This window comes from Bradyrhizobium sp. AUGA SZCCT0105, assembly GCF_018129565.1.
Classification (GTDB): Bacteria; Pseudomonadota; Alphaproteobacteria; order Rhizobiales; family Xanthobacteraceae; genus Bradyrhizobium.
On the sequence record NZ_JAFCMK010000006.1, the window covers coordinates 554,828 to 567,023 of the forward strand.

A 12,196-nucleotide genomic window follows, 5' to 3' on the forward strand; every position below is an offset into this window, starting at 1 on the left:
GCAGGTGTAACCCATGGCAAGTGACATTCTGATTGTCGACGACGAAGCTGACATTCGTGACCTCGTTGCGGGTATCCTGGACGATGAGGGGTTTTCCACGCGTACCGCGCGCGACAGCGATTCGGCGCTTGCCGAGATCGCCAACCGCCGCCCGAACCTGGTCTTCCTCGACATCTGGCTGCAGGGCTCCAAGCTCGACGGCCTGCAACTGCTCGAGCAGATCAAGAAGGACAATGCCGATCTGCCGGTCGTGATGATCTCCGGCCACGGCAACATCGAAACCGCCGTCGCGGCGATCAAGCGCGGCGCCTATGACTTCATCGAGAAGCCGTTCAAGTCTGACCGGCTGATCCTGGTGGCGACGCGGGCGCTGGAGACATCGCGGCTCAAGCGCGAGGTGAAGGAGCTCAAGCAACTGGCGCCGGCGGCGAGCGTCCTGACCGGCCGCTCGGCCTGCATGAACCAGCTGCGCCAGACCATCGACCGCGCCGCCAAGGCCAACAGCCGCATCCTGATCGTCGGTCCCTCCGGCGCCGGCAAGGAACTCGCCGCGCGCACGCTGCATCATGCGTCCGGGCGCGCCGAAGGGCCGTTCGTGGTGATCAATGCGGCCGCGATCACGCCCGAGCGCATGGAGATCGAGCTGTTCGGCATCGAGGGATCGAACGGCGAGCAGCAGCGCAAGGCCGGCGCGCTCGAGGAGGCGCATGGCGGCACGCTGTTCATCGACGAGATCGCGGACATGCCGCGCGAGACGCAGAACAAGATCCTGCGCGTGCTGGTCGATCAGACCTTCCAGCGCCAGGGCGGCACCGGCAAGGTCCATGTCGACGTCCGCATCATCTCCTCGACCGCGCGCAACCTGGAGGAGGAGATCGCTGCGGGCCGTTTCCGCGAGGATCTCTATCATCGCCTCTCGGTGGTGCCGATCCGGGTGCCGCCGCTGTCGGAGCGCCGCGAGGACATCCCCGAGCTGATCGACTATTTCATGGACCAGATTTCGGCGGCCACCGGCCTGCCGAAGCGGCAGATCGGGCAAGACGCGATGGCCGTGCTGCAGTCGCATGTCTGGCCGGGCAACGTCCGCCAGCTCCGCAACAACGTCGAGCGCGTGATGATCCTGGCCGGCGGCGGGCCGGAGGCGATCATCACCGCCGATATGCTGCCGCAGGACGTCGGCTCCATGGTGCCGGCGATGCCGACCTCCAACAATGGCGAGCACATCATGGGCTTGCCGCTGCGCGAGGCGCGCGAGGTGTTCGAGCGCGATTATCTGATCGCCCAGATCAGCCGCTTCTCCGGCAACATCTCGCGCACCGCGGAGTTCGTCGGCATGGAACGCTCAGCGCTGCATCGCAAGCTGAAGGCGCTCGGGGTCGGCTGACCCCGAAACGCCTGACCCAATACGCCAGGGCCGGCACTCGCCGGTAGCCTGGCGCGAAGTCTCGGCGGTCACCCGCCGGGGGAAGCAGGCCAGGCTCGGGTCCGGGCGGGCCGCTGAGCGAGGCGAGGGCCGGGTCGGTACAACCGGGGGATTTATCACTCCCTGCGAGAATATTCGTCTCTTTCCCTGCGCTTTCTTAGAATGGCCACCGTGTTCCTACCGACTGCTGCGCGAACCGGCTTGCCTAAAAACCGCGCGTGGCCTCTAATCCTACCGCTACGCCTGCCAGAGGGGGATCTCAGGGCAGGCGGGCAGCCGGAGGAGGCTCCGTCAGAGAGCCGCAACCGGTTCAAGAAAAAGAAGCACAAGCTTGCGGGACAAAAACAATGGCGGCAGACCGCGCACAAAATCTACAAGACACCTTCCTTAATCACGTTCGTAAAACAAAAACGCCACTGACGATATTTCTGGTCAACGGGGTAAAGCTGCAGGGCATTGTCACATGGTTCGACAATTTCTGCTTGCTGCTGCGGCGCGACGGTCACTCGCAGCTTGTCTACAAGCACGCGATCTCGACCATCATGCCCGGCGCTCCGATTCAGCTGTTCGAAGGTGGTGAGGACGCACCGGCTTGAGAGTGAACTGATTGGAACCCTTCAATCCTGAAGGGGGCGTCGACCGGACCAAGTCTAGGCCCGGGTCGGCGGGGGACTTGAGCACCGGGCGGGTGGTTGTCATCGGCCCGTACCTGCGCATGCGCCGTGGCGACGGCGATGCGCAAACGGATTCGTCTGTCCGCGACTACGAAGCGCGGATCGGGGAAGCCGCTGGCCTCGCCGGTGCGATCGACCTCACCGTGGTGGAATCCGTCGTCGCGCCGATCAGCCAGATCCGGCCCGCGACCTATCTGGGCAAGGGTAAGGTCGAGGAGATCAACGGCCTCGTCGCTGGCGACAAGGTCGAGCTCGTGGTGATGGATTGCGCGTTGTCGCCGATCCAGCAGCGCAACCTCGAGAAGGCCTGGAGCACCAAGGTGCTCGACCGCACCGGCCTGATCCTGGAAATCTTCGGCCGCCGCGCCAAGACCAAGGAAGGCGCGTTGCAGGTCGAGCTTGCCCATCTCAATTACCAGCGCAGCCGCCTGGTGCGATCGTGGACCCATCTCGAGCGCCAGCGCGGCGGCTTCGGCTTCATGGGCGGCCCGGGCGAGACCCAGATCGAGGCCGACCGCCGCCTGATTGGCGACCGCATCACGCGGCTCGAGAACGAGCTCAAGAAGGTGCAGGCGACGCGGCGGTTGCATCGCGCCGGACGCCAGCGCGTGCCGTACCGCGTCGTCGCGCTGGTCGGCTACACCAATGCCGGCAAATCGACCCTGTTCAATCGGCTGACGCGCGCCGACGTGCAGGCCGCCGACATGCTGTTTGCGACGCTCGACCCGACCCTGCGCGCGCTCAACCTGCCGCATGGCGGCAAAGCGATGCTGTCGGACACGGTCGGCTTCATCTCCAATCTGCCGACCCAGCTGGTGGCCGCGTTCCGTGCCACGCTGGAGGAGGTGCTGGAAGCCGACATCATCCTGCATGTCCGCGACATCTCCCATGAGGATGCGGAGGCGCAGGAGCGCGACGTCGAGGCGGTGCTGCACCAGCTCGGCATCGATCCCGACGCCGACGGCGGCCAGCGCATCATCGAGGTCTGGAACAAGATCGATCGCTTCGATCCGGAGGAGCGGGACAATCTGCGCAACATCGCCGCGCGCCGGCCGCCGGAGCGCCCGTGCTTCCTGGTCTCGGCCGTGACCGGCGAGGGGATCGAGGAGCTCTTGACCGCGATCGAGGATCGCCTCGCGGCCAAGCGCATCACGCTCAATCTTTCGATCGATGCCTCCGACGGCGCCGGCATCAGCTGGCTGCATCGCAATGCCGAGGTCCTGAACAAGGAGCTCAATGGCGAGCGCTTCGACATGACGGTGCGGGTCGACGAGACCAAGCGCGACATCGTCATGTCACGATTCGATGCTCTGCCGCACGGGACGTAACGTCCCGGAAGTCCGTGGCGGCAAGGGGGATCGAAGTGGGATCGATGTTCAATCGTCGAGCATTTCTCGGCGGCGGCCTGGCGAGCGCTGCGGTCGCAGGGATATCAACGCGTGGCGTTGCCGACAACGCTGCTTTCGTCGACGCGCCTGCGCTCCGGCCGGTTCTCGCGCGTCCGGACCGCATGTTTCGTGTCACGGTATGTCTGCGTCCGTTCCGCGCTGCCGGTCCGCGCATCGAAGCGGAATGGATCGACAGCAAATATGTCGTCCACAATTACGGACACGGCGGTAGCGGCTGGTCGCTGTCCTGGGGCGCCGCGCAGGAGGCCGTGCCGCTCGCCCTGCAATTGAGCGCGCGCAACATTGCCGTCCTTGGCGCCGGCGCGATCGGTCTGACGACGGCGATCACCGCCCAGAGGATGGGCGCGACCGTCACGATCTACGCCAAGGAGCGATTTCCGCAGGTGCGCTCGGCGCGTGCGACCGGGGACTGGTCGCCGGACTCGCGTATCGCGATGGAAGCAGACGTCGCACCGGACTTTGCCGACCGCTGGGAGCGGATGGCGCGCACGACCTTTGCGACCCATCAAAGCTATCTCGGCCTTGCCGGCAATCCGATCGAATGGACCGATCGCTATTTGCTGTCCGACGATGCACCCGACGCCGACGGCCGTCCGCACAGGCGCCAGCATGCCTCGGGCGACGGCTCGAAGAAATTCCTCGAATTGCGCGGCCGGATCAGGTCGCTCACGCCGCGATGGGATTTGCTGGCCGCCGGATCGAATCCGTTTCCCGCGCCGTACGCGTGGAAAAGCGCTTCGCTCACCTACAACGTCACGGATCTCTACCGTCAGCTCGAAGCGGAGTTTCAGCGCGCCGGCGGGCTGTTCGTGCCGATCGAATTGCAGGCGCCGTCCGATCTTTCGAAGATCCGCGAAACCGTCATTGTCAACTGCACCGGCTACGGCGCTCGTGCGCTGTTTCGTGACGAGAGCATCGTTCCGGTGCGCGGCCAGATCGCCTGGCTCATTCCCCAGCCGGATGTGAATTACGGCGTCTTCTACCGCAACCTCAGCGTCCTCGGGCGGCGCGATGGCATCGTCGTCCAGCCGGTCGGTGAAAACGACTATTTCGGCTTCAACGACGACAACGAAACGCCGGATCTCGCCGCCGCGCGCCAGGCGGTGGACGACGCCGCGAAACTGTTCAGCCGGGCCTGATCGGCCCTCCGGCACGGCACCGCGCAATCTCCCGAAATGTGACGGCGCCGTGACGCGGGCTCAGTCGACCGCGCCTGCGACGTGCCGCCGCACTTTCTGTTTGAATTCTGCGCCGCCTTGGTTCATTGCGCTGCTGGACGCAAAGCCGAGGCCGATCGATGCAGGACACCAGCGAAACCATCACCCACGACACGCTCGCCGGCCAGAACGGGGATCTCGCCCATGTGCGGGCGCCCGAGATCGTCGATGCCCTCAATGCCCGGGAGCCGGCGGATGCGGCGAAGCTGCTGCAATCGCTGCCGGCCGAGAAGGCGATCGAGGTGCTCGACCTGCCCGGGCTCGACAATACCTGCGAGATCCTGGCCGAGCTGCCGAAGGACGCGGCAGTGTCGCTGCTGTCGGGCGTCTCCGACGACCGCGCCGCCGACATCTTCAAGGAACTGGTCGAGCCGCTGCGCACCACGCTGCTGAACGGCCTCAATCCGGATACCCGTAACGTCATCTCGGGGCTGCTGGCCTATCCCGAGCGCAGCGCCGGCAGCATCATGACGACCGAATTCGTCAGCGTGCCCTCGAACTGGACCATCGCCGAGGTCCTGCATCACATCCGGATGGTCGAGCGCACCCGCGAGACCGTCTATTCGATCTTCGTGATCGACCCGGTCAAGAAGACCCTGATCCAGGCGGTGCCGCTGCGCCGCCTGATCTCGGCCGATCCGCATGCCAATGTGCTCACCGCAGCACCGGCGCGGAAGCCGCTGATGATTTCGCCGGAGGCCGACCGCATGGAGGCGGCGCGGCTGATCTCGCGCTACGATCTGCTCGCGGTCGCCGTCGTCGACGGCCCCGGCCATATCCTCGGCATCGTCACGGTCGACGACGTCATCGACGCCATCGTCGAGGAATCGACCGAGGACGCCCAGAAGTTCGGCGGCATGGAAGCGATCGACGAGCCTTATCTGCGGATCGGCTTCCTCGAAATGATCAAGAAGCGCGGCGGCTGGCTGTGCGCGCTGTTCCTCTCGGAAATGCTGACCGCAACCGCGATGCAGTCGTACCAGAGCGAACTCGAGAAGGCGATCGTCCTGACGCTGTTCATCCCGCTGATCATGAGCTCCGGCGGCAATTCCGGCTCCCAGGCCACCTCGCTCCTGATCCGCTCGCTGGCGTTGCACGAGGTGCGGCTGCGCGACTGGTGGCGTGTCGCCATGCGCGAACTGCCGACCGGTATCGTGCTCGGCGCCATCCTGGGCTTGATCGGCATCGTCAGGATCACGCTCTGGCAGACGCTTGGCCTGTTCGACTACGGCCCGCATTGGATGCTGGTGGCCATCACCGTCGGCGCCGCGCTGGTCGGCATCGTCACCTTCGGCTCGCTGTCCGGATCGATGCTGCCGTTCATCCTCAAGCGCATCGGCTTCGATCCGGCCAGCGCGTCCGCGCCGTTCGTCGCGACGCTGGTCGATGTCACCGGCCTCGTGATCTATTTCGGCGTTGCTGCCGTGATCCTGCACGGGACGCTGTTATAGGGCGTGTCCACCGCCACGAGTCGCCGCCGCGAAACGGCAGCGATGGAGCCGAAACGTCTCCAAAACCTGACGACGTCCGAATTGTTCGTGGAAGGCGGTAGTCTCGTGAACCAAGGAAAAGGTTCACGGCCCATGACGAAAATAATTGCCTTGCAGCTTGCGGCGCGCAGCGGGAGGATTTGCATGACCGCGCCGTCCACGAGATCGCGCAAAGTCGAGAGCATGGATCGTTGGAAGGCTGGTCTCTGAACTAGGCAGGTCCGATCCGGCCCTATAGCGACTGGTCGCCTGTCAGGAATTCCTCAATCGTTGCGTTTGAACAGGAGGAACTTCCATGTATCTCAAATCAAATTTTCTTTTCGCGGTCGTTCTCGCTGCGCTCGCTGCCGCAATAGGCACTGCAACACGTGCGGCCGAGCCGGCGGCCCGGATCACGATCCTGTACGATGCGTTCGGTACCGATACCGCGATGACAAAGGATTGGGGCTTCTCCGCCCTCGTTGAAGTCGGAGGAAAGCGCATCCTGTTCGATACCGGGGACAACGCGAAGATCTTCGCTGCCAATGTCAAGGCGAAGGATGTGGACCTTAGTAACCTCGATTTCGTCGTGTTGTCTCACCGGCACTCCGATCACATGGCGGGCCTGAGCTATGTCTTAAGCGTCAATCCGAAGATCAAGATTTATGCTCCCAAGGAGGGATTTGGCATCTACGGCTCGTCGCTGCCGTCGAGCTTCTACCGCAAGGACGAGTCGCTGCCGCCGGAGATGCGGTACTATGACGGCAAGCCGCCCGAGATCATGAAATTCGGTGCTGCCTGGGCGGATGCCAACTTCGAGTTGATCGACCAAACGACCGAAATCGCACCTGGCATTACACTCATAGCTCTGATTTCTGATCTGCCGGGAACGAAGGAGCTCAAGGAACTGTCCCTGGCGGTGAATACTGCAGATGGAATCGTGCTCGTTGTTGGCTGCTCGCATCCTGGAATCGAGCGTATCGTCGAGGCTGCGGCAGCAATCAACCCGAGGATTCGGCTGATCGCTGGAGGCTTCCACCTAGTCGCTGCCCCTGACGAGGTGATCACCAAAGTGACGGCCGCGCTGCAAGACCGTTTCAAGGTCGAAAGCATCGCCCCCGGGCATTGCACCGGCGAGCCAACATTTGCCGCCCTGAAGAAGGCGTTTGGCGACAAGTACATTTACGCCGGCGCCGGCACTTCGATTGCCATCGGGGCCGAGGCAGGTTCGAGCAAGAAGCGCGGTGAGGGAATGACCCCCGACGACCTCAGGGTCTATCGCAAGCTGGCGGTCCGGAATGATCCGTTCGGTGTCATGCGCGCGCAAGCCCGACGAGCTGGAGCAGATCTCTAGGCGGAGTTTCGAGGCGCGCGAGGAGAGAAAATCTACGTCGCGCGCTTCGCCTCATTCCACAACGCATCCATCTCCTCCAGCGTCGCGCCGTCGAGCGAGCGGCCCTTCGCGGCCAGCGCCTTCTCGATATAGGCAAACCGCCGCTCGAACTTTGCGTTGGTCGCGCGCAGTGCGGTTTCCGGATCGGCGTCGACGTGGCGGGCGAGGTTGACCAGTGCGAACATCAGGTCGCCGGTTTCTTCCGCAATTTCCTGCTTGTCGTTGCGGTCGAGCGCGGCCTCGATCTCGTCGGCCTCCTCGCGGATCTTGGCGAGCACGGCGCGCGGGTCGTTCCAGTCGAAGCCGACGGTGGATGCCTTGCGCTGCAATTCCATCGCCCGCGTCAGGGCAGGGAGCCCGGCCTTCACGCTTGAGAGCAAGGATTTGTGCGCGGTCTCTTCCGGGGGCCGCCGAGCGGCGCGCTCGGCCTTCTCCTCGGCCTTGATGCGCTCCCAGGCACTCTTGACGCCGGCGGGCTGGATGTTGCCGTCCTTGTCGGCAAAGACGTGCGGATGACGGCGGATCATCTTCTTCGTGATCGCCTCGACCACGTCGCCGAACGCAAACGCGTTCTGCTCCTCGGCCATCCTTGCGTGATAGACCACCTGCAGCAGGAGGTCGCCGAGTTCCTCGCGCAAATCCTCGAAATCGCCGCGTGCGATCGCATCCGCGACCTCATAGGCCTCTTCGATCGTGTAGGGCGCGATGGTCTCGAAATTCTGCACGAGGTCCCATGGGCAGCCGGTCACCGGCGTGCGCAGCGCGGCCATGATCTCGATCAGGCGGGAAATGTCGCGGGAGGGGGTCATGGGACACCGGCTTCAGAGGGGTATTGGCTTTATGCCAAAACACCCCTCCCGATCCCAGCAAAACACGCCGGAAACACGGCACTGTCCACGGATTGGCCGCGGCGCCGTCAGGTGCTTTCTTGTTTGACGCGTTTTCTTGACGCGAACCGGTGTCCACTTCGCTCGAAAACGCTATAAGCGCGTCTCATGACCGATCAGAACAATTCCGACACCGCGCTGGTGCTGTTTTCCGGCGGCCAGGATTCCACCACCTGTCTGGCCTGGGCGTTGGACCGCTTCGCGCGCGTCGAGATGCTCGGCTTCACCTACGGCCAGCGTCACGCGATCGAGCTCGATTGCCGCGACCGCCTGCTGGACGGCATCAGGGCTCTGCGGCCGGATTGGGCAGCCAAGCTCGGCGACAACCACACACTCGCGATCCCGACGTTGTCGGAGATTTCCGATACCGCGCTGACCCGCGACGTCGCCATCGAAATGGGCACGGACGGGTTGCCGAACACCTTCGTGCCCGGCCGCAATTTGGTGTTCCTCACCTTCGCGGGCGCACTGGCCTATCGGCGCGGCATCCGCCACATCATCGGCGGCATGTGCGAGACCGACTATTCCGGCTATCCGGATTGCCGCGACGAAACCATCAAGGCGCTGCAGTCCGCGCTCAGCCTCGGCATGGCCAGGGACTTCGAGCTGCACACGCCGCTGATGTGGCTCGACAAGGCGGCGACCTGGCGGCTTGCTCACGCACTCGGCGGGGCAGGGCTGGTCGACCTGATCCGCGAGCACTCGCACACCTGCTATCTCGGCGAACGCGGCGCGCAGCACGAATGGGGTTACGGCTGCGGCGAATGCCCGGCTTGCAGCCTGCGGGCCAAGGGCTGGCGGGAATATGTCGCGCAGGATGGCCCGTAACCGTGGGCGGATAGCCGTCCGCAGGGGCGCACTGCCAAAATTTCGAAAACAACCCCATGCAAAGGAGTCGGCGGCTGCCGGCGTTCGACACGGCAGCTTGACACGTCGGGCAACTCAGCGGTATTTTTCCATTATTCAGAAATCGTGCAGGCTGGCCTTCGCCAGGACGACGATGGTGTGCAAGGCACCCGCACCGTCATCGCCCGGCTCGACCGGGCGATCCAGTACGCCGCGGCTTCTCAGTTCAAACACTGACGTCTCTGGAATACTGGATCGCCCGGTCGAGCCGGGCGACGACACCGAACAAGCTGCTGAGCGAGCGTCGATGCGAGGAGCGTGTCGCTACTCGAAATCCTTAGCCGTCAGCACGATCGGCTGGCCGTGCGGGGTGCGGTCGGCGGCGTGGTCCCAGGCGTCGCGGTAGCGGTGCAGCGTCTCGGGCGTCGTGACGCCTTTGGCGGCCACGAGGTGTTCGAGCGTTGCGAGCCAATGCTGGTAATAGGTCTCGCCGGTGTCGGGATCGCCGGCCGCCTGCGCGCGCTTGATCTGATCGGCAAGCGCCGCGGCCCATTCGGGCCAGGTGAACACGCCACGATCATGCAGCGTCAACGCCATGGCGAACGCCTGCGCCTCCCATGGCGCGCGGAACACCGGACCGTCCTGATCGCGGGGAATGCTGGACACGGCGCTGGTCGCGCGCGCGGCGGCGCCGGCATCCATCAGACCGCCTCCAGATACGGCTCGAACGCGTCGATCGAGACCTTGATGGTCGGATCGGAGTCCGGTCCCCACAATTCGTGTCCATCGAACACGACGGTGTACAGCCATTGCGGATGCTCGCCGGCGTCGTTGGCCGCCGTATCGGGAAACACGTGACAGCCGTGATCGCGCTCGATCACCCCGACATGACCGCGCACGTAGCGCGGCAGCCGCGTGTGCGTGGCGGGATGGATGTTCTTTGCCCGTACCCGATCGCCGGCCTTGAATTTCGCGGCTGCCGGTGCGGCGCGGCCGAACTTGCCGCGCACCATGATGCGCTCGACATCGGGGATCGAGAATTTGCCGTGCTTGAGCGATTTTGCCGGCGCGACGGCATGTCCGGCCGCGACGTCGTCCTTGGAGATATAGCCCTTGTCGAGCAGCAGGGCCTCCAGCCCAAGCAGCCATTTCCTGTAGTAGGAACTCGACAGATAGACCTGCGGGGGCAGGGTCTCGCGATAGAAGCGCGATGCATCGATGTTGAAGGCGCCGGCCGCGCCCATCGCACGGACCATGGCGAGCACCCGCGACTCCCATTCCTGATGGAACATCGGCTCGTTCGGCTCGGGCTCGACCTTGCCGAACCCGTCCATGCCGCCCATGTCGTGGACGCCGTTCACGACGGCGCTCCCGGTGTTTTCGGGAAGCCGGTGCCGATCATGGAATCGCGCGTCACGAGCTCGGCGAGCTGTTCTTCGCTCCAGCCCTCGGTGCCTGCGGGCCGCATCGGCAGCACCAGGAAGCGTGTTTCGGCCGTAGAGTCCCAGACCCGGATTTCGGTCTCCTTCGGCAGGCTGACCCCGAAATCGGCGAGCACGCCGCGCGGATCCTTGACCGCGCGCGAGCGATACGGCGAGGCCTTGTACCAGACCGGCGGCAGGCCGAGCATTTCCCAAGGGTAACAAGAGCACAATGTGCAGACGACCATGTTGTGACGGCCGGGCGTGTTCTCGATCGCGACCAGATGGTCGCCGACCCGGCTGACATGGCCGAGGGTGCCGACCGCCTTGCTGGCGTCCTCGAGCAGCGCCTTCTTGAAGGCGGGATCGGTCCAGGCCTTGGCGACGACCCGGGCGCCGTTATGCGGGCCGATCTTCGTCTCATAGGCCTGCACGATGGCGTCGAGCGCGGCAGCCTCGACATAGCCCTTTTCGGTCAGGATCGATTCCAGCGCGCGGACGCGCAGTTCGGTCTCCGACAGTTCGGAATGGTCGTGATCGTGGTGGTGATGATCATGTTCGCTCATGCCTACAGAATAGGCGAAATCGTCGTGCTATGTCGAGGCAAGCAGTACACAACAATGCGAGCTGGGAGGTATGCGTGGTTGACGATGTGACGATCGAGAAGGGCCTCGGACCGGAGGGGCGCATCGCAGTGGTGCGGTTCGACCGTGGCGACGGTATCAACGCGCTGTCGCCGGAGGCGCTGCGGCAATTGACCGATGCGGCGCGCAGCTTTGAGGACGATGGCGAAACCTCGGTGGTGGTGCTGACGGGCGGCGCCAAATCGTTCAGCGCCGGCTTCGACCTCAAGGATGCCGAAGGGCGTTCGCGCCAGACCATGGATATGGGCGCGCTGCGCCGTCACCTGAAGCTCGGGCCGCGGCTGACGCGCGTCTGGCAGGACATGGAGCAGGTCACGATCGGCGCGATCGAGGGGTTCTGCGTCGGCGGTGGCGTGGCGCTCGCGGTCGCGTTGGATTTCCGGGTGATGGCGCGCGATGCGCATCTGCGCGTGCCGGAGATCGCGCTCGGCATGAACATGAGCTGGCAGAGCGTGCCACGCATGTTGCATTTGATGGGACCGGCGCGCACCAAGCAGGCGGTGATCCTGGCCGACGACCGGATCTCGGCCGACGAGGCTTACGAATGGGGCCTGGTGGAGCAGGTGACTGATCCGGGCAAATCGTATGACGCTGCGATGGCGCTCGCGGCCAAGGTCGCCGCCCAGCCGCCGATTTCGGTGGCGATGACCAAGCTGACGGTCAACCGGCTGGCGCATGCGCTCGACGACCTCGCCAGCCACATGGATCTCGACCAGTTCGCGCTGGCGAGCCTGACCGACGATCACAAGGAAGGCGTCGCGGCCTTCCTCGGACGGCGCAAGCCGCGCTTCAGGGGACGCTGACGGGCGTGCC

At 64.6% G+C, this 12,196-nt stretch carries 12 protein-coding genes; 8 read left to right on the top strand and 4 right to left on the bottom strand.

What is annotated here, in order from left to right; genetic code table 11:
- Positions 1–13: 13 nt before the first annotated feature.
- The 6 genes from JQ573_RS28760 to JQ573_RS28785 all read left to right on the top strand — a co-directional run bounded on the left by JQ573_RS28760 (position 14) and on the right by JQ573_RS28785 (position 7,546).
- On the top strand, positions 14–1,384 hold the full coding sequence (locus JQ573_RS28760) for a sigma-54 dependent transcriptional regulator (protein WP_028331957.1): 1,371 nt from the start codon (positions 14–16) through the stop codon (positions 1,382–1,384).
- A gap of 386 nt (positions 1,385–1,770) precedes the next feature.
- Positions 1,771–2,019, top strand: coding sequence for an RNA chaperone Hfq (gene hfq, locus JQ573_RS28765; RefSeq protein WP_006020546.1), 249 nt, complete (start codon positions 1,771–1,773; stop codon positions 2,017–2,019).
- 11 nt (positions 2,020–2,030) lie between these two features.
- The gene (hflX, locus tag JQ573_RS28770; RefSeq protein ID WP_409334704.1) at positions 2,031–3,425 is read left to right on the top strand and encodes a GTPase HflX; all 1,395 of its coding nucleotides are present in this window, start codon (positions 2,031–2,033) and stop codon (positions 3,423–3,425) included.
- Between the two features lie 44 nt (positions 3,426–3,469).
- Positions 3,470–4,645 (top strand): FAD-dependent oxidoreductase, encoded by a 1,176-nt coding sequence (locus JQ573_RS28775; RefSeq protein ID WP_212314495.1) that lies wholly within the window; start codon positions 3,470–3,472, stop codon positions 4,643–4,645.
- 158 nt (positions 4,646–4,803) lie between these two features.
- A complete protein-coding gene (mgtE, locus tag JQ573_RS28780; protein WP_212314494.1) occupies positions 4,804–6,174 on the top strand; it encodes a magnesium transporter in 1,371 nt (456 codons plus the stop codon).
- A gap of 334 nt (positions 6,175–6,508) precedes the next feature.
- The gene (locus JQ573_RS28785; protein ID WP_212314493.1) at positions 6,509–7,546 is read left to right on the top strand and encodes an MBL fold metallo-hydrolase; all 1,038 of its coding nucleotides are present in this window, start codon (positions 6,509–6,511) and stop codon (positions 7,544–7,546) included.
- 32 nt (positions 7,547–7,578) lie between these two features.
- Here JQ573_RS28785 and mazG read toward each other — a convergent pair whose 3' ends face one another.
- Entirely contained in the window at positions 7,579–8,394 is an 816-nt protein-coding gene (gene mazG, locus JQ573_RS28790) for a nucleoside triphosphate pyrophosphohydrolase (protein WP_212314492.1), read from the bottom strand.
- A 186-nt stretch (positions 8,395–8,580) separates the two neighbouring features.
- Between mazG and queC the strand changes: the two genes are divergently transcribed.
- Positions 8,581–9,300, top strand: a complete 720-nt coding sequence (gene queC, locus JQ573_RS28795; protein ID WP_212314491.1) for a 7-cyano-7-deazaguanine synthase QueC — start codon at positions 8,581–8,583, stop codon at positions 9,298–9,300.
- 342 nt (positions 9,301–9,642) lie between these two features.
- Here queC and JQ573_RS28800 read toward each other — a convergent pair whose 3' ends face one another.
- From JQ573_RS28800 to nthA, 3 genes are read right to left on the bottom strand one after another with little or no spacing between them, the layout of a single operon-like run.
- Positions 9,643–10,020, bottom strand: coding sequence for a nitrile hydratase accessory protein (locus JQ573_RS28800; RefSeq protein WP_212314486.1), 378 nt, complete (start codon positions 10,018–10,020; stop codon positions 9,643–9,645).
- On the bottom strand, positions 10,020–10,679 hold the full coding sequence (gene nthB, locus JQ573_RS28805) for a nitrile hydratase subunit beta (protein ID WP_212314484.1): 660 nt from the start codon (positions 10,677–10,679) through the stop codon (positions 10,020–10,022). Before nthB ends, JQ573_RS28800 begins: the two co-directional genes overlap by 1 nt.
- A complete protein-coding gene (gene nthA / locus JQ573_RS28810) occupies positions 10,676–11,305 on the bottom strand; it encodes a nitrile hydratase subunit alpha (RefSeq protein WP_050626492.1) in 630 nt (209 codons plus the stop codon). Before nthA ends, nthB begins: the two co-directional genes overlap by 4 nt.
- 74 nt (positions 11,306–11,379) lie before the next feature.
- On the opposite strand from nthA, the gene JQ573_RS28815 reads away from it, so the two are divergent.
- Complete coding sequence (locus tag JQ573_RS28815) at positions 11,380–12,186, top strand: enoyl-CoA hydratase/isomerase family protein (RefSeq protein WP_212314482.1); 807 nt, start codon at positions 11,380–11,382, stop codon at positions 12,184–12,186.
- The last annotated feature ends 10 nt before the right edge of the window (positions 12,187–12,196 follow it).